The sequence below is a fragment of the Corynebacterium meridianum genome (genome assembly GCF_016342265.1).
GTDB lineage: Bacteria > Actinomycetota > Actinomycetes > Mycobacteriales > Mycobacteriaceae > Corynebacterium > Corynebacterium meridianum.
The window spans coordinates 275073-290710 of record NZ_JAEIOS010000011.1; the positions used below are offsets into that span (position 1 = coordinate 275073).

The window sequence follows — 15638 nt, forward strand, 5'->3', positions numbered from 1 at the left end:
CAGCTGTACGGCTACACCCCGCGTCCGGTTCGGGGCCTGCGCGGAACCCGTGACCGGTAACCGCACTGTAGCGGCGGCGGATGAGGCCAGCCAACCCACAGTCATGTGGCCAGAGTCACTTCCGGTCTTCCGTCTCACCGGTTTCGCGGCCGCCGTGCGCATCAGCTGCGGAGGGGCCGTCCGCATCGGGCATGCCTGCGGGCGCTGACTCCACGGAGTCGGCGTTGCGCTCCGGTGCATGGTCATCGGGCTGCGCGTCCGCGTCCTCCCAGAACCGTTCGTCACCGGTGGTCGCAGCCACGGCGGGGGCCGAAGGATCGACCTTCCGGATGATCGCACTGCGTTCCCACGTCATGGTGACCCCGACGGAGATCTCGAGATCGACGAGCTCGTCGGACATTCCACGGACGACGCCGTGGACACCTGAGGTGGTAACGACCCGGTCGCCTGCGCGCAGAGAATCCTGCAGTGCCTGTATCTCCTCCATCCGGCGGCGCTGGCGACGGGCCTGGATGGTGGTGGGGATGATGAAGACGGCGGCGATTGCGGCTAAGAGAAGAAGTTCCATGGGTCCCACTATGCCAGAGCCTTCCGCACCACCGTCTGCCCGCCCCGCAGGTACCCGTGCGGGTGGACTATCCCGTCAACGAGCCGGGCTCGACTCCGGGTGTCCCCTCCGGAGGGGTGAGTCCGAGGTGCCTCCACGCGGCGACGGTGGCCACGCGTCCGCGCCCGGTGCGGGCGATCATACCGGCGCGGACGAGGTACGGTTCGCACACCTCCTCGATTGTCGCCGGCTCCTCCCCGACGGCGACGGCGAGGGTGTTCAGTCCTACGGGGCCACCACCGTGGCCCCGGATGAGCGCATCCAGGACGGCGCGGTCGATGCGATCGAGCCCCATCGAGTCGACGTCGAAGACAACCAGAGCCGCGCGGGCGGACTCGAGGTCTATGTGACCGTCGCCGTGGACCTCGGCGAAGTCCCGGACCCTCCGGAGGAGCCGGTTGGCGATACGCGGGGTTCCGCGCGAGCGGGAGGCGATCTCCGCTGCGGCATCCGCGTCGGCGGTGACCCCGAGGATCCGTGCGGCACGCGTGACGACCCGGGTGAGGTCCGCGGTGTCGTAGAACTCCATCTGCGCGGTGAATCCGAACCGGTCCCGCAACGGGCCGGTCAACATGCCGGACCGTGTGGTCGCCGCCACGAGCGTGAAGGGCGCGAGTTCCAGCGGGATCGAGGTCGCGCCCGGCCCTTTGCCGACGATGACGTCGATACGGAAGTCCTCCATCGCCATGTAGAGCATCTCCTCCGCCGGTCTGGCCATGCGGTGGATCTCGTCGATGAAGAGCACATCGCCCTCCATCAGGTTGGACAGCATCGCGGCGAGGTCGCCGGCGCGTTCGAGTGCCGGGCCCGAGGTCATCCGCAGCGAACTGCCCAGTTCCTGTGCGATGATCATCGCCATCGTGGTCTTGCCGAGCCCGGGTGGGCCGGACAGCAGGACGTGATCGGGTGCCACACCCCGCTTACGGGCACCGGTCAGGACGAGATCGAGCTGGTTCCGAACCTTGGGCTGACCGATGAACTCCTCGAGTGACCGCGGCCGGAGGGTGGTCTCGACATCCCCGTCGGCGGGTTGCCTGTCGGGGACGAGCGGGGCATCCGCGGGACGACCCGCTCCCTGACCCGGTCGTGTGCCGTCAGGCAGCCGGAACTCCGTCTTCTCGATGTCGGACATGGCACTCACCCTAATCTGCCGTCGATGTTTTCCGCGCCGCGGGTTTCAGTACGGGACCGCCCCGCGGGTCCCGTCACCCACGCCCCAGCCGGGCGAGGGCCGCCCGGAGCGCGCCGGCGGTATCCAGACCGGGATTCTCCGCGGCGACCGTGGCGACGGTCGACACCGCGGTGCGCTCGGGGAACCCGAGCCCGATCAGGGCCTCCACGACCTGCTCCGGCACCACGGTATCCGCGGCCACCGCGGGCGCCTCCGGAGCGGAACCGGAGGAGTACGACCCCACCTTGTCCTTGAGGTCGACGATCATGCGTTCCGCCATCCGCTTGCCCACGCCGGGGATCCGTTGCAGGCTCTTGGCGTCGCCTCCCGCGATCGCGTTGGCGAGCTCCGCGGGAGCGAAAACGGATTGCGCGGCCAGGGCCAGCCTGGGGCCGAGACCCGACACACTCTGGAGGAGGGCGAACATCTCGCGGCTGGGGACGTCGGTGAATCCGTAGAGGCTCATCGCGTCCTCGCGGACGACCAGGGTGGTCAGTACCCGCGCGGCGTCTCCGCGGCGCAGGGTCGCGAGCGTCTGTGGTGTGGCGGTGAAGGTGTATCCGACCCCGGCGCATTCGATGACCGCCGTATTCAACCCGATGTCGATGACTTCGCCGTGCAGGGAGGCGATCATGAGGGCAAACTCCTGTTCTGGTTGTGCGGGGCCGGTGTGGTGCCCACCGCGGTGGATCGACCGGCGCCGGTGGCACCGTGGCGTTGCCGGAAGATCATGGGGGCGCGCCAGCAGTGGCAGACGGCCAGTGCGAGTGCGTCCGCCGCGTCGGCCGGTTTCGGGGGTTCCGACAGTCCGAGAATGCGCGTGATCATCGCCGTCATCTGCTTCTTGTCCGCGCGACCGTTGCCGGAGACGGCTTTCTTGACCTCACTGGGGGTGTACATGTGGACGGGCACCTCCCGCTCCGCGGCCGCGAGAACCAGCACCCCTACCGCGTGGGCGGTGTGCATGACCGTGGACACGTTCCCCCGCTCGAAGACCCGCTCGATGGCGACCACGTCGGGGCTGTACTCGTCCATCCATTCCCGGACGGCACGGGACAATCTGAGGAGCCGCAGCGCCAGATCATCGCCGGAGGGCGTACGCACGACGCCGACCGCGACCGGCAGCACCGCGCGCCCTCTCCCCGCCTGAACGACGGAGAGCCCGCACCGGGTCAGTCCGGGATCGATGCCCATGACCCGGAGTCCCTCGAGATTCACCCGTGGTACCGATCCTTTCCGCCGAGAAGGTCCCGGGACGAGTTGGAGAAACGTTGCTGCCCGGTGGGGGTACCGCCAGCTGGGACCGGCTGGCGGTCACGGAACGGGATTCCACACCGGAAAACCGCCGGACACCGACCCAGATTAGCACAGATATTCTAATCCGGGTCGGTGTCCGGCGGCCGGGCTCGACCGGTGGCGATCGTCTCAGTCCTCTTCGAGCTCCGCGAGGACCTCATCCGACAGATCCATGTTGGTGTAGACGTTCTGCACGTCATCCGAATCCTCGAGGGCGTCGATCAGCTTGAAGATGCGGCGCGCGTCGGCAGCCTCCAGCGGAACCTCGACGGAGGCGCGGAAATCACTGTCCGAGTCATCCACGGGAATGTCGGCGGCGGCGAGTGCCTCCTTCACGGCCGGAATGTCACCCGGGGCGGACACGACCTCGAAGAGGTCGCCGACCTTGTTGACCTCCTCGGCGTCCACCCCGGCCTCCAGGACGGCCATGAGCACGTCATCCTCGGTACGGCCTTCCGCACTCACGGTGACGATGCCCTTGCGGCTGAACAGGTAGCTCACGGCCCCTGAGTCGGCCATGGAGCCGCCGTTCTTGGTCATGCGGGTCCGGACCTCGGTGGCGGCGCGGTTCCGGTTGTCGGTGAGGCACTCGATGAGCACCGCCACCCCGTTCGGTCCGTAGCCCTCGTACATGTTCGTCTGCCAGTCCGCACCTCCGGCTTCTTCGCCGGAGCCACGCTTCCGGGCACGTTCGATGTTGTCGTTCGGCACGGAGGCCTTCTTGGCCTTCTTGATCATGTCGTCGAGGGTCGGATTCGCTGCCGGATCGCCTCCACCGGTCCGCGCCGCCACCTCGATGTTCTTGATGAGTTTGGCGAATTCCTTGCCGCGCTTCGCGTCGTTGGCGGCCTTCTTGTGCTTGGTGGTCGCCCATTTGGAGTGGCCGGACATCGTCTACCCTTTCCTCTGTGCGGTACCACCCGCCCGGTGCCCGGTACCTCGGACCACGGACGACGAGGCGGAGTTCTCCTCCGCGCCCCCCGATGTCTCTCATGACACGGCGGCACCACTGAAGTACGTCGTTGGATTGTGTCCCGATTATACGCGGGGCACCGGCGGGACTCACCGCGCCCCCGGGTCGTCGGCTGATCAGACGGTCGCCGCGACCATGTCCCGGAACAACTCGTGCACCCTCGTGTCTCCGGTGCATTCCGGATGGAAGGACGTCGCGAGTGCGTTGCCCGAACGGACCGCGACGACCGCACCCTCCGCGGGACCGTCGGGCACCACCGCCAGAACCTCGACGTCCGGCCCGACCCGCTCCACCCAAGGTGCCCGGATGAACACCGCGTGGACCGGGTCAGTGATCCCCGAGAAGTCGAGGTCCGTCTCGAAGGAATCGACCTGCCGCCCGAAGGCGTTGCGGCGCACCGTCACGTCGAGGACGCCGAAGCTGTGGGCGTCGGCACGGGTGTCCAGCACCTGCCGCGCGAGCAGGATCATTCCGGCACACGTGCCGTACACCGGAAGCCCCCCGGAGAGCAGTTCCCGCAGCGGTTCGAGAAGCCCCCCGAGTCCCAGCAGCTTGGACATCGTGGTGGACTCACCGCCGGGCAGGATCAGGCCGTCGATTCCCTCGAGATGCTCGATCCTGCGCACCTGACGGTGTGCGACGCCGATCCGGTCGAGGGTCTGTTCATGTTCCCTGACACCGCCCTGCAGTGCCAGAATCCCGATCATCAACGCTGTTGTGTCCTTTCCTTGGGGGCCAGTGTGGACATGGGAATCGACTGGGTTCCCGGTCTCAACGTACGCGCCAGGCCCTCCTGGGTGACAACCGCGACGAGGTTCCCGGACCTGTCGAATATCCGCCCGTGGGTCAGTGCCCGCCCGGCGGACGCGGAGGGGGAAACCTGGTCGTAGAGCAGCCAGTCGTCGGCGCGGAACGGACGGAGGAACCACATCGCGTGGTCGAGGGACGCCTCCTGGACCTCCACGCCGGCATGGGGAACGAGAGCCGACTGGAGCAGAGTCATGTCCGACATGTACGCCAGGGTGCACACGTGTGCGGTCTCGTCGTCCGGGAGGGGCGTGCGCGATCTGAGCCAGACGACCTGCTGGCTGGCGGTGTAGGGATTCTGCCGGTACTGCGAGGGATCCACGACCCTGATGTCGAAATCACTCCACTCCTCGAGCAGTGCCCGGAAGGACTCGCGCATCCCGGAGGTGTCCATCACGATGTCCTCGGGATCGGGGACCTCCCGCATCTGATCGGAGTGCTCGATCCCGTGGTCCCCGGACCGGTGGAACGACGCGGACATCGTGAAGAGGTTATTGCCGTCCTGGATCGCCTTGACCTGACGGGAACAGAAACTCCTGCCGTCCCGGATCCGGTCGACTAGGAATACGGTGGGCCGGTCCGATCTCCCGGCGGCGATGAAGTAGCCGTGGAGGGAATGCACGGAGAACCCGGGTTCGACGGTCCGCGTCGCCGCGACGAGCGCCTGGGCGGCGACCTGCCCGCCGAATGTGCGGAGAAGCGCGGATTCGATGACGGTTCCCCGGAAGATGTCCCGGTCGACCTGCTCCAGGTCCAGTACCCTGTTGATTCTGGCCACGGGAATACTCCCACTCCTTACTCTCTTGTGGTGTCCGGTCTGCGGGAGTCGATCCCGACCGCGGGTGGATACAGATCGGACCCACCGGAACGGGCTGTCTGTTCCAGTGGGTCCGGGTGCGGAAAAATCTACCTTCCGGCTCCGATGCTCGTCAGTCCGATCTCGGAGATCCTCCGGACGCCGGCCTCGTCGTCCGGTGCTACGAGAGACTGGTTGTGGAGGAGCTCGGAAAGACTGGAGGCCTTGTCCCCGACGAGAATCGGATCCGAGTCGATCGTGTCGTTGATGTTCCGGACCTCGGACAGCAGGGTGTCCGTGTCGGCTCCGTCAACCACCTCGGTCGAATCGAGGACGATGTAGCGGCAGTTCCGGAGGCGCTTGCTCTTCAGCACCATCAGGGCGTTCTCGGCGCTGCGTCGGAATTCCTTCCGGTTGAGACCGGCCCCGGATCCCGGGCCCAGATCCTCGAAGAACAGTTCCAGGCGCTGCACTCCCCCGTCGAAGTCTCCGGAGATGAACGTTGTGTCCGAGCCAGCCTCGGTGTGCTTCTCGGCGTGGGCGCTCAACAGAATCTTGAAGATGAGCGGAACACTGTCCTCGTGCTGACCCAGCAGAATACGGTCACCGCCCTCAGCTTCTGTCGCGGCGTAGATGTAGCTGCGGTTGGCCATGGATGAAACCTCCTGCTGAAGATGAACATGCGTTGGTGCCAGTGTAGTCCTACCCGCTTCAGCCGGGGGCAGGTGGTCACACCCGCCCCCGGCCGGATCACCAGCCGCGTTCGGCGAGACGGTGGGGCTGGGGAATGTCATCGACGTTGATGCCGACCATGGCTTCGCCGAGTCCACGCGAGACCTTCGCGATGGTGGCGGGGTCCTCGTAGTTCTGGGTGGCCTGGACGATCGCGCGGGCGCGCTCGGCCGGGTTGCCCGACTTGAAGATCCCGGAGCCGACGAATACCCCGTCCGCACCGAGCTGCATCATCATCGCCGCGTCAGCGGGAGTCGCGATACCACCGGCGGTGAACAGCACCACGGGAAGGGTTCCGGTTTCCGCGACCTCGCGTACGAGTTCGTACGGTGCCTGGAGCTCCTTGGCTGCGACGTACAGCTCGTCCTCGGCCATGGAGGACAGGCGCTTGATCTCGGCGCGGATGGTGCGCATGTGGGTGACGGCGTTGGAGACGTCTCCGGTTCCGGCCTCCCCCTTGGAGCGGATCATCGCGGCCCCTTCGTTGATTCGGCGAAGTGCCTCACCGAGGTTGGTCGCGCCGCAGACGAACGGGACGGTGAAGCCGAACTTGTCGATGTGATTGGCGTAGTCCGCGGGAGTGAGGACCTCGGATTCGTCGATGAAGTCCACACCGAGGGACTGCAGGACCTGTGCCTCGACGAAGTGGCCGATGCGCGCCTTGGCCATGACCGGGATGGACACCGCCTCGATGATTCCCTCGATCATGTCCGGGTCCGACATGCGCGAGACGCCGCCCTGTGCACGGATGTCCGCGGGCACCCGCTCGAGGGCCATCACTGCGGTGGCTCCGGCGTCCTCGGCGATCTTTGCCTGCTCCGGCGTGACGACGTCCATGATTACGCCGCCCTTGAGCATTTCTGCGAGTCCGCGTTTGACTCTGGCGGTGCCTCGGGTGGGTTCGTTGTTGCTCACTGCGTTTTCCGTCTCCTGTGTGCGTCGGTGGGTCCTGGAAAGTACCCGCTCATAGTAGAACGGGTCGCCCCCGAAGGCACACAGGAGGTGGACTTAGTTTCACGTCCACGCCCTCATCGGGCGGTATTCAGTTCTCCCCGTCGTTGAGCGACAACGCGAAATACTCCGGGAGCTGGGCGGTTCCACCGAGCCGGAGAACGCGGACGAGTGGACGGGTGCGCAGTGCCCGGGTCCTGGTGACGTAGTCGTTGTAGAAACGGTAGGAGGTGTCCACACGGAACACGGCACGCTCCAGGAGTTCCGGGGGATCTCCCTCGAAGTCCCGGAGATGGTCGCTGATGCGGTGTTCCAGTTGGGCACGCTCGGTGAATCGTCCGGGGGCCAGGGGGACATCGATTGCGCGGCGGGCGTCATCGACGGCGCCCGGGGCCAGGACCCCGACGAGATCGGCACGCCGGTCGAGGGCCGCCTGGAGGCTCGACAGAGCGGCGTCTGTCCCGATGTGCAGTCGGTTGAGTCGTTGCGCGGTGAAGTAGCACCAGCACACGAATACGGTGGCCAGCACCGCGAGGGCGATCCAGGCGATCAGCACAGTCGCACCCCCGAGCCGTCGTCGACGGTCCGGTAGACCTCGAGCACCTTGTCGGCGACCGCCCGACAGTCGTACTTCGCGGCTCTCCGGTGTCCCGCCTCGATCAGAGCCTTTCTGCGCTCCTCATCGTCCAGGAGCGTGCCGAGCTTCTCCGCGAGGTCTCCGTCGGACCCGACGGCGAACAACAGCCCGGCCGGATGCTCGGATTCCACGTCGCAGACCGCGGCGAATGCCTCGAGATCACTGGCGATGACGGCGGCGCCCGCGGCCATCGCCTCCACGAGAACGATTCCGAAGGACTCTCCCCCGGTGTTGGGGGCGACGTAGATGTCCGCCGCGCCGAGGATCGCCGCCTTCTTCCCGTCACTGACCCGGCCCACGAAACTGACGGAATCCATGGAGCGCGGCGCCCCTCCGCCGATCACGGTGCAATGGACGTCCCGGTCCAGCTTCGCGAGAGCCCGGAGCAGGATGTCGAGGCCCTTCCGGGGCTCGTCGATGCGTCCCAGGAACACGATCTCGGGCCTGCGGTCGGCGGGTCCGGGCGTCTGGCCGGCCGCCACGGCCCGCTCGTGGTCGGCGCGCGCAGCCCCGAAGAACGCCGTGTCGACGCCGTTCGGGATGAGGATCGGGTCGCCGCCGAGTTGTTCGACCTGCCATCTCCTCGCCATCTCCGAGACGGCGATACCACCCCGGATCTTCTCCAGCATGGGGCGCAGTACCGGAAGCGCCAGACGGAGCAGTCGGGACCCACTCGAGGAGGCGTGGTAGGTCGCGACGATGGGGCCTTCCGCGAGCCGTAACGCGGCCATCGAGAAACTCGGCGAGTTCGGTTCGTGGATGTGCAGAACGTCGAAGTGCCCCTCCCGGATGAAACGCCGGAGTCGTCGGTCGACCCGGGGACCGAAGGACAGGCGGGCGACGGACCCGTTGTACCGGAACGGAATACTGCGACCACCCCGGACCACGAACTCCGGGACCTCGGTGTCCGGGGAACAGGGACCGATGACCTCGACGTGGTGGCCGGACTCGATGAACCTGCGCGCCACATCGATGATGTGGGCCTGGACACCACCGGGCTCGTCGAAGGAGTACGGGCAGACCACTCCGATTCTCATTCGCCGCGCCCTTCCCGCCGGTCCAGACCCCGCTCTAGGCGGTCCGGATCGAGATCCGCCAGCCACAGCGGTTGAAGCATGTGCCAATCGACGGGGTAGGTCGCGATGTTCGCGGCGAAGATGTCCGCCATCCGCTGGACGGCGGCATCGAGGTCCCCGTCCACACTGATCTCATCCGAGACGCTGAAACCCCAGCCGTCCGGGGTGAAGTAGCTGTGGGCGACGTGCAGCGCGGCACCGGTCTCCCGGGCGAGACGGACAGCACCACCGGGCATCCGCGCGGTCTCGCCGAAGAAGTTGACCGGCACACCGGTGCGCTTGAGGTCGCGCTCCCCCATCAGGCACACGACGCCTCCTGATTCCAGGCGCTCACGGAGTATCGGGAAAGGTGCCGGGCCCCCGGTCAGCGGGAGCACCTCGAATCCGAGTCCGGTCCGGAAGCGGACGAACGCATCGTAGAGGACGTCGGGTCGCAGGCGCTCCGCCACCGTCGTGAAGCTCCCGTACCGTTGGGCCATCAGAACCCCCGCCATGTCCCAGTTCCCGGTGTGCGGGAGGACTAGCACCAGCCCCCGGTCCGAAGCCACCGCGGCATCGAGTGTGGTCAACCCGACGACGTTCGGCGCAAGCCTGTCGAGCAGCTCACCGTTCTCCGCCAGGACGGGTAACCGGAAGGCCTCCAACCAGTAGCGCGCGTAGGAGCGGACCGAGGCCCGGACCAGGTCCCGGGTGACGTTCTCGGGCCCGACGACCCTGCTGAGGTTCGCCCGGAGCTGCTCCATACCCCGGCCCCGATCCGAGGCGATGTCCGCGCCGATGTTGAACAACAGTCGTGCGACCGGAGCCGGCAACCACCGGACCACGCGCCAACCGAGCAGGTAACCGACGGCGGCCGGGTCCCCGGAGCGTACCGCCCCCGCAAGCTCGGTGAACCACCCGCGGGAGGCCGGATCGGTGTGGTTGCAGTCCATGAACTGGTCTCTCCTAGGTCTTGTAGCTGCGGGCTCCGGCCGGTGGTGCGGTTTTCTCCGTGGCACCTGTGGACCGTGCCGCGAACCTGAGTCGTTGGATGACGGTGAGAACCGTGCCGACCGCGAGGACGGACAGGGCGATTTCGATTGCCCACGGAACCCCGAGGCCGGTCAGCCCGATACCGAGGAGACCGAGTATAAGCCGTTCCGGGCGTTCGATGAGCCCCCCTACGATCTTGAGCCCGGATGCTTCACCGCGGGCCTTGACGTAGGAGATGACCTGGGATCCCACCAGCACCACGAGGGCTGCGACGACCACCGGAGCCGCGGCCTGGTGCGTGTAGATCAGCCACCAGGTGATCGCACCGAAGAACGCGCCGTCGGTTATCCGGTCACAGGTGGCGTCCAACGTCGCCCCGTATTTCGTGCCACCCCCGCGCATCCGCGCCATTGTTCCGTCGATCATGTCGAACGCGGAGAACAAGCCGGTCAGTACGGCTGCGGCGAAAAGATGCCCGGTGGGGATGAGGACGACGGCAAGGACGATCGTCAACGAGGCCGAAGCCACCGTGATGGTGTTCGGGGACAGCCCCAACCGGAGCATCACCCGTGCCACGGGTTCCACCACGACCGCCGCCGGACGGCGACCCCGCGCGCTAAGCATTGGTTTCTCCCGGTGCGTCGTCCAGTTCCGCCCACGCCTGCGCCAGGAGCCTCCTCGTGTCGCGCAGCAGCTGCGGCAGGACCTTGGTGCCGCTGATGACGGTCATGAAGCTGGCGTCTCCGGCCCACCTCGGGACGATGTGCAGGTGGAGATGGTCACCGACAGAGCCACCGGAGGCCTTACCGAGATTCAGCCCGACGTTGATGGCGTCCGGATGCGAAACCGACTTCACCGCTCTCACGGCCGTCTGTGCGAACATCATCAGCTCTCCTGATTCCTCCGTGGTGAGGTCCTCGAGGTTCGCCACCTTCCGGTAGGGAACGACCATCATGTGTCCGGAGTTGTATGGGTACAGGTTGAGTAGACAGTAGACCGATTCCCCCCGTGCGACGATGAGTCCCTCGTCATCGTCGAGCTCGGGGATCCTCAGGAACGGGTCCCTCCGGTCCGGGCCGGGGTCCGTGTCCGAACGACGCCCGGGACCCGAATCGGCGATATAGCTCATCCGGTACGGCGCCCAGAGACGAACGAGGCGATCGGGGACCCCCACGCCGCGGTCGATCATGGTTCCATCGGACACCGGGTCGTCGTCAGCGGCGTTCCGCAAGGCGGTCCTCATTCGGCTGATCGTTGATCCGGTCCCGCACCCAGGAGGTGATCAGGCTCACCGCCTCGTCGACCGGGACACCGTTGACCTGGCTGCCGTCCAGGAAGCGGAAGCTCACCGCCCCGGCTTCAACGTCACGGGCCCCGGCGAGAAGCATGAAGGGGACCTTGCCGGTGGTGTGGTTGCGGATCTTCTTCTGCATGCGGTCGTCGGAGGTGTCCACCTCGGCGCGGACCCCGGCCAGACGGAGCCGTGAACAGACCGACTCGAGGTGGGGTGCGAAGTCATCGGCGACGGGGATCCCGACCACCTGGTGCGGAGCGAGCCACGCTGGGAACGCGCCGGCGTAGTGCTCCAGGAGGACGCCGAAGAACCGCTCGATGGAGCCGAACAGGGCCCGGTGGATCATGATCGGGCGCTTCTTGGTTCCGTCGGAGGCCGTGTACTCGAGGTTGAATCGTTCGGGCAGGTTGAAGTCGAGCTGCACGGTCGACATCTGCCAGGTCCGCCCGATCGCGTCCTTCGCCTGGACGGAGATCTTGGGCCCGTAGAAGGCGGCCCCACCCGGATCCGGGACGAGCTCCAGTCCGGAGTTGTGCGCGACCCGCTCCAGGATCGCGGTGGACCGCTCCCAGATCTCGTCGGATCCGACGCTCTTCTCGTCGTCACGGGTGGACAGTTCCAGGTAGAAGTCATCCAGACCGTAGTCCCGGAGGAGGGAGATGACGAATTCGAGGACCGTCGTCAGCTCAGCTTCGAGCTGTTCCTCGGTGCAGTAGATGTGGGCGTCGTCCTGGGTGAATCCCCGGGCGCGGGTGAGACCGTGGATCACGCCGGACTTCTCGTAGCGGTAGACGGTACCGAACTCGAACAGCCGCAGCGGCAGCTCCCGGTAGCTGCGCCCGCGGGACGCGAAGATCAGGTTGTGCATCGGGCAGTTCATGGGCTTGGCGTAGTAGTCCTGCGCCTGCTTGGTCACGTTGCCGTCGGCGTCCGTCTCGCCGTCCAGCTGCATGGGCGGGAACATACCGTCCGCGTAGAAGTCCAGGTGACCGGATTTCTCGAACAGTTCGCCCTTGGTCAGGTGCGGCGTGTTGACGAAGCTGTAGCCGGCGTTGATGTGCCGCCTGCGGGAGTGCTCCTCCATCTCCAGGCGGACGATGCCGCCGTTCGGGTGGAACACCGGGAACCCGGATCCGATCTCTTCGGGGAAACTGAACAGGTCGAGCTCGGTACCCAGACGTCGGTGGTCGCGCTTCTCCGCCTCCGCGAGCATCGTCTGATACTCCTCGAGGGCCTCCTTCGTCTCCCAGGCCGTACCGTAGATCCGCTGGAGCCCGGCGTTGCGCTGGTCGCCGCGCCAGTAGGCCGCGGAGCTGCGGGTCAGGGCGAACGCCGGGATGTACCGCGTCGTCGGGACGTGGGGCCCACGACAGAGGTCGTACCACTCGGGTTCCCCGGTGCGCGGGTTAACGTTGTAGTAACCGGTCAGCTCACCCGCACCGACCTCGGTGGCCTCATCCGAATCGGGGTCAACCGACCCCTTGTCCTGGATCAGTTCGAGTTTGTAGGGCTCATCGGCGAGCTCCTCACGGGCGGCGTCGAGGGTCGGGTAGACACGACGCTCGAACTTCTGCCCCGACTTGATGATCTTCTTCATCCGCTTCTCCAACGTGCGGAGATCTTCCGGGGTGAACGGTTCCGCAGCGTCGAAGTCGTAGTAGAACCCACCGGCGATGGCGGGACCGATCCCGAGTTTCGTGCCGGGGAACTCCGCCTGGACGGCCTGTGCGAGAACATGCGCGCACGAGTGCCGGATGACCGATCGACCGGCCTCGGTGTTGGCGGGGACAGGGAAGAACGCGGAGTCCGCGTCCGGAACGTGGGAGAGATCGAACAGGGTCCCGTCCGCGTCAGCGACGCAGACGATGGCGTCCTCGCCCTTGTTCGGGAGTTCCAGTTCGCGCATAGCCGCTCCGACGGCGGTCCCTGCGGGAACTCGGAATGACGGATGGGATCCGGGTTGAGAGTTTTCTGTCGTGCACACGATGCTGGTCGCGCTCCTTCTTGCGCTCGGCGGGACCGGCATACCTGGCCGGCTCCCGTTCACGGTGGTGGGACAGTCCCGTCCGGCAACGGTGTTCACCGGTTGCGAACGGCCCCCGCGCCAGGACGTCAGGTGGACCGACGCCGACCCGGTTCACCGTCGCGTGGCGCGACGCGTCACGGCGGTTGGACCGGACCGGCCGAACTGTCAGCCATCATCTTAGCCCGCCCGATCAATCCTCGAACAGCGTGGCTCCCCAGTAGGCGTCCCGCCCGGCGTCGTTCCGGCCTGTTCCACGTTCCTCGTCCGCCACCCCGGGCGGGCAGGCGAAGACCGCGGAACCGATGTGGGTGATCCACTGGTTGAGCCTGTCCTTCTCGTCGAGCCGCCGCTGGATCGGCACGAACTGGTCCAGGGGGTTCTTCTGGAAACAGATGAAGATCAGTCCTGCGTTCGACGTCTGTCCGCTGCCGGGTTCCGGTGGCAGGTCGTAGTTGAAGGCGCGTCTCCGGATCTTCTGGTGCGGTGCATCGGCCGGGTTCGTGGAACGCGCGATGTGGCTCGCCGGATCGATCACCGGTAGACCGTAGGAGTCCGTCGCAGCGAAATCCGGCGTGTCGAACTCCCGCTCGCCCGTCAACGGTGCCCCGCTGTCGAGCGTGCGCCCCATGACGACCTCGCGCGAGTTCCGGTCGAGCATCTCCCATTCATCGAGGTTCATCGCGACCCGGCGGACGACCAGTGCGGTTCCGCCACGGAGCCAACCGGGTCCCTCGTCGATCCAGACGATGTCGTCGAACTCGTCCCGAGTCCGCGGGTTCACCGTCCCGTCCTTCTGACCGAACAGGTTCCTCGGCGTGGCATTGTCCGGCCGGGTCCCGTCCGAGTTGAGGAAACCCTGCTGGAACCACCGTACCGAGACGTAATCGACGCCGGCCCTGATCATGTGGCGGGTGGCGTGGGACAGCGTCACCGGATCATCGGAGCACAGCTGCAGTACGACGTCGGCCTCACCCCAGCGGTCATCGAGCCGGTCACGGGAGAACGCCGGGAGCGGCCCGAGCCATTCCGGTCGGGCTTCCGGGCGCCCGATGATGTCGAAGAAGGTGCCGCCGAAGCCACAGGTGACGGTGAGGTTCGCGGGGGCATCCACCATCTCCGGTTCGAGATCACCCAGAGGCGCCCTACCTTCGCACAGGCGCCGGGCGTCCTCCGTCCACAGTCGCATGATCCGGCGGGCGGCACCACGGTCCGCGTCCCCGCGGAACGTGAAGGCGACCAGATTCAGGTGGGCCTGGAACGGGGTCGCTATACCCGCCTGATGCTCTCCACCGAACGCGACCTTCTCATTTCCGAGCCGCGAATCCTCGCCCTCACGGTCACCGGGTACCACGACCCCCGGTTCCAGATCACCGGTGGCGCGTGGAGCGCAGGCGACGAGGCCGGCTCCGGCGGCACCCGCGGACAGCCCCGCCAGAAATCCGCGGCGGGTCAGGGAATGCGGAACGGGACAGGATTTGCTCTCGTGGGGCATGAGATATCGCCGGTCTTTCGGGGTGAAGCGGTTGTGGGCTGGTCTGGGTTTCCCCGCCTACGGCCGGGCGTGCCGGGACGGGGAGGCGTACCAGGGACTACTTGTCGTGCTTGTGGTCCATGTCGTGGTCACCGTGTGCCGAGTCGGAACCGTAGTCTTCTTCGCCGGCCGCGATCGCACGGACCGGAACGTCCCTGACGACGACCTTCGACCCGTCGGAGAACTTCAGGGTGATGTCGACGGTTGCTCCGGCCTCGATCGCGGAGTCATGGTTGAGGATCATCAGGTGGTCGGCACCCGGTTCGAGGACGTGCTCGCCACCGGCCTTGATGGTGATTCCCCCCTTCTTCTCCTGCATCTTGCCGTCGACGACCTCGTGGATCTCGTAGTCCGCCGCGCCGAGTGATGTGGTGAAGCCGATCAGGTTGATTTCGCGGTCCGTGTGGTTCTCCAACGTCCCGAAGATCGCCGTCATACCGGCGCCCGCGGGCATGGCCTTGACGAATCCGTCGTGCAGGTGGACGTCCTCGGACGTGAGGGTCCCCATGGTGTCGTTGTGCGCGTCCTCGGCGCTGTCCTTCGCCTTCTTGCCCGCCGCCTCGGCGGCGTCCTTGGCATCTGCGGCACCTTCCTTCACCTTGTCCCCCGCATCCTTGGCCGCGTCCTTGGCGTCGTCACCGGCCTCGGCGGCCGCGGAGGTGACGGCTGACGCGGCATCGTCCACGGATTCCTTGGTGGAGTCGGAGCAACCTGCGAGCGCGAGCGTCGCGACAGCGAGGGTTGCGAAGGACATACGGCTGAGTGTGCG

General features: G+C 66.6%; 17 protein-coding genes. All 17 read right to left on the reverse strand.

Annotated elements, in window-relative coordinates; all coding sequences use genetic code 11:
- Window positions 1-115: 115 nt before the first annotated feature.
- The 17 genes from yajC to JDV75_RS04510 all read right to left on the reverse strand — a co-directional run bounded on the left by yajC (window position 116) and on the right by JDV75_RS04510 (window position 15623).
- Entirely contained in the window at window positions 116-568 is a 453-nt protein-coding gene (gene yajC / locus JDV75_RS04430) for a preprotein translocase subunit YajC (protein ID WP_198738034.1), read from the reverse strand.
- A 67-nt stretch (window positions 569-635) separates the two neighbouring features.
- Window positions 636-1739: a Holliday junction branch migration DNA helicase RuvB gene (gene ruvB, locus JDV75_RS04435; protein ID WP_198738035.1), complete on the reverse strand. Its 1104-nt coding sequence runs from the start codon at window positions 1737-1739 to the stop codon at window positions 636-638.
- Between the two features lie 73 nt (window positions 1740-1812).
- Window positions 1813-2412 carry a Holliday junction branch migration protein RuvA gene (gene ruvA, locus JDV75_RS04440; protein WP_198738036.1) on the reverse strand — a complete coding sequence of 200 codons (600 nt, stop codon included), beginning with the start codon at window positions 2410-2412 and terminating at the stop codon, window positions 1813-1815.
- Complete coding sequence (ruvC, locus tag JDV75_RS04445; RefSeq protein WP_198738037.1) at window positions 2409-2996, reverse strand: crossover junction endodeoxyribonuclease RuvC; 588 nt, start codon at window positions 2994-2996, stop codon at window positions 2409-2411. The genes ruvA and ruvC overlap by 4 nt, the downstream gene beginning before the upstream one ends.
- 207 nt (window positions 2997-3203) lie before the next feature.
- Window positions 3204-3965 carry a YebC/PmpR family DNA-binding transcriptional regulator gene (locus JDV75_RS04450; RefSeq protein ID WP_198738038.1) on the reverse strand — a complete coding sequence of 254 codons (762 nt, stop codon included), beginning with the start codon at window positions 3963-3965 and terminating at the stop codon, window positions 3204-3206.
- Window positions 3966-4163: 198 nt separating this feature from the next.
- The gene (gene pdxT / locus JDV75_RS04455) at window positions 4164-4754 is read right to left on the reverse strand and encodes a pyridoxal 5'-phosphate synthase glutaminase subunit PdxT (protein ID WP_198738039.1); all 591 of its coding nucleotides are present in this window, start codon (window positions 4752-4754) and stop codon (window positions 4164-4166) included.
- Complete coding sequence (locus JDV75_RS04460; RefSeq protein WP_198738040.1) at window positions 4754-5632, reverse strand: acyl-CoA thioesterase domain-containing protein; 879 nt, start codon at window positions 5630-5632, stop codon at window positions 4754-4756. Before JDV75_RS04460 ends, pdxT begins: the two co-directional genes overlap by 1 nt.
- Before the next feature lie 128 nt (window positions 5633-5760).
- Window positions 5761-6303 (reverse strand): DUF7822 domain-containing protein, encoded by a 543-nt coding sequence (locus JDV75_RS04465; RefSeq protein WP_198738041.1) that lies wholly within the window; start codon window positions 6301-6303, stop codon window positions 5761-5763.
- Window positions 6304-6400: 97 nt separating this feature from the next.
- Window positions 6401-7297 carry a pyridoxal 5'-phosphate synthase lyase subunit PdxS gene (pdxS, locus tag JDV75_RS04470; protein ID WP_198738042.1) on the reverse strand — a complete coding sequence of 299 codons (897 nt, stop codon included), beginning with the start codon at window positions 7295-7297 and terminating at the stop codon, window positions 6401-6403.
- Between the two features lie 127 nt (window positions 7298-7424).
- Window positions 7425-7889, reverse strand: coding sequence for a LemA family protein (locus JDV75_RS04475; RefSeq protein ID WP_198738043.1), 465 nt, complete (start codon window positions 7887-7889; stop codon window positions 7425-7427).
- Window positions 7883-9007, reverse strand: a complete 1125-nt coding sequence (locus JDV75_RS04480; protein ID WP_198738044.1) for a glycosyltransferase family 4 protein — start codon at window positions 9005-9007, stop codon at window positions 7883-7885. The genes JDV75_RS04475 and JDV75_RS04480 overlap by 7 nt, the downstream gene beginning before the upstream one ends.
- A complete protein-coding gene (locus JDV75_RS04485; RefSeq protein ID WP_198738045.1) occupies window positions 9004-9978 on the reverse strand; it encodes a phosphatidylinositol mannoside acyltransferase in 975 nt (324 codons plus the stop codon). Before JDV75_RS04485 ends, JDV75_RS04480 begins: the two co-directional genes overlap by 4 nt.
- Window positions 9979-9991: 13 nt before the next feature.
- Window positions 9992-10642, reverse strand: coding sequence for a phosphatidylinositol phosphate synthase (gene pgsA / locus JDV75_RS04490; RefSeq protein ID WP_198738046.1), 651 nt, complete (start codon window positions 10640-10642; stop codon window positions 9992-9994).
- Window positions 10635-11261: an ATP adenylyltransferase gene (locus tag JDV75_RS04495; protein WP_198738047.1), complete on the reverse strand. Its 627-nt coding sequence runs from the start codon at window positions 11259-11261 to the stop codon at window positions 10635-10637. Before JDV75_RS04495 ends, pgsA begins: the two co-directional genes overlap by 8 nt.
- A complete protein-coding gene (gene thrS, locus JDV75_RS04500) occupies window positions 11233-13218 on the reverse strand; it encodes a threonine--tRNA ligase (protein ID WP_232958170.1) in 1986 nt (661 codons plus the stop codon). Before thrS ends, JDV75_RS04495 begins: the two co-directional genes overlap by 29 nt.
- Window positions 13219-13528: 310 nt before the next feature.
- A complete protein-coding gene (locus JDV75_RS04505) occupies window positions 13529-14830 on the reverse strand; it encodes a Dyp-type peroxidase (RefSeq protein WP_198738049.1) in 1302 nt (433 codons plus the stop codon).
- Window positions 14831-14927: 97 nt separating this feature from the next.
- Complete coding sequence (locus tag JDV75_RS04510) at window positions 14928-15623, reverse strand: copper chaperone PCu(A)C (protein ID WP_232958171.1); 696 nt, start codon at window positions 15621-15623, stop codon at window positions 14928-14930.
- Between the last annotated feature and the right edge of the window lie 15 nt (window positions 15624-15638).

What these genes read in the sequence shown, in the direction of transcription:
- pdxT (WP_198738039.1), bottom strand. Translation starts at nt 4,754, where the DNA reads ATGATCGGGATTCTGGCACTGCAGGGCGGTGTCAGGGAACATGAACAG.
- JDV75_RS04480 (WP_198738044.1), bottom strand. Translation starts at nt 9,007, where the DNA reads ATGAGAATCGGAGTGGTCTGCCCGTACTCCTTCGACGAGCCCGGTGGT.
- ruvA (WP_198738036.1), bottom strand. Translation starts at nt 2,412, where the DNA reads ATGATCGCCTCCCTGCACGGCGAAGTCATCGACATCGGGTTGAATACG.
- JDV75_RS04465 (WP_198738041.1), bottom strand. Translation starts at nt 6,303, where the DNA reads ATGGCCAACCGCAGCTACATCTACGCCGCGACAGAAGCTGAGGGCGGT.
- JDV75_RS04510 (WP_232958171.1), bottom strand. Translation starts at nt 15,623, where the DNA reads ATGTCCTTCGCAACCCTCGCTGTCGCGACGCTCGCGCTCGCAGGTTGC.
- JDV75_RS04495 (WP_198738047.1), bottom strand. Translation starts at nt 11,261, where the DNA reads ATGAGGACCGCCTTGCGGAACGCCGCTGACGACGACCCGGTGTCCGAT.
- thrS (WP_232958170.1), bottom strand. Translation starts at nt 13,218, where the DNA reads ATGCGCGAACTGGAACTCCCGAACAAGGGCGAGGACGCCATCGTCTGC.
- JDV75_RS04450 (WP_198738038.1), bottom strand. Translation starts at nt 3,965, where the DNA reads ATGTCCGGCCACTCCAAATGGGCGACCACCAAGCACAAGAAGGCCGCC.
- pgsA (WP_198738046.1), bottom strand. Translation starts at nt 10,642, where the DNA reads ATGCTTAGCGCGCGGGGTCGCCGTCCGGCGGCGGTCGTGGTGGAACCC.
- JDV75_RS04505 (WP_198738049.1), bottom strand. Translation starts at nt 14,830, where the DNA reads ATGCCCCACGAGAGCAAATCCTGTCCCGTTCCGCATTCCCTGACCCGC.
- ruvB (WP_198738035.1), bottom strand. Translation starts at nt 1,739, where the DNA reads ATGTCCGACATCGAGAAGACGGAGTTCCGGCTGCCTGACGGCACACGA.
- yajC (WP_198738034.1), bottom strand. Translation starts at nt 568, where the DNA reads ATGGAACTTCTTCTCTTAGCCGCAATCGCCGCCGTCTTCATCATCCCC.
- JDV75_RS04485 (WP_198738045.1), bottom strand. Translation starts at nt 9,978, where the DNA reads ATGGACTGCAACCACACCGATCCGGCCTCCCGCGGGTGGTTCACCGAG.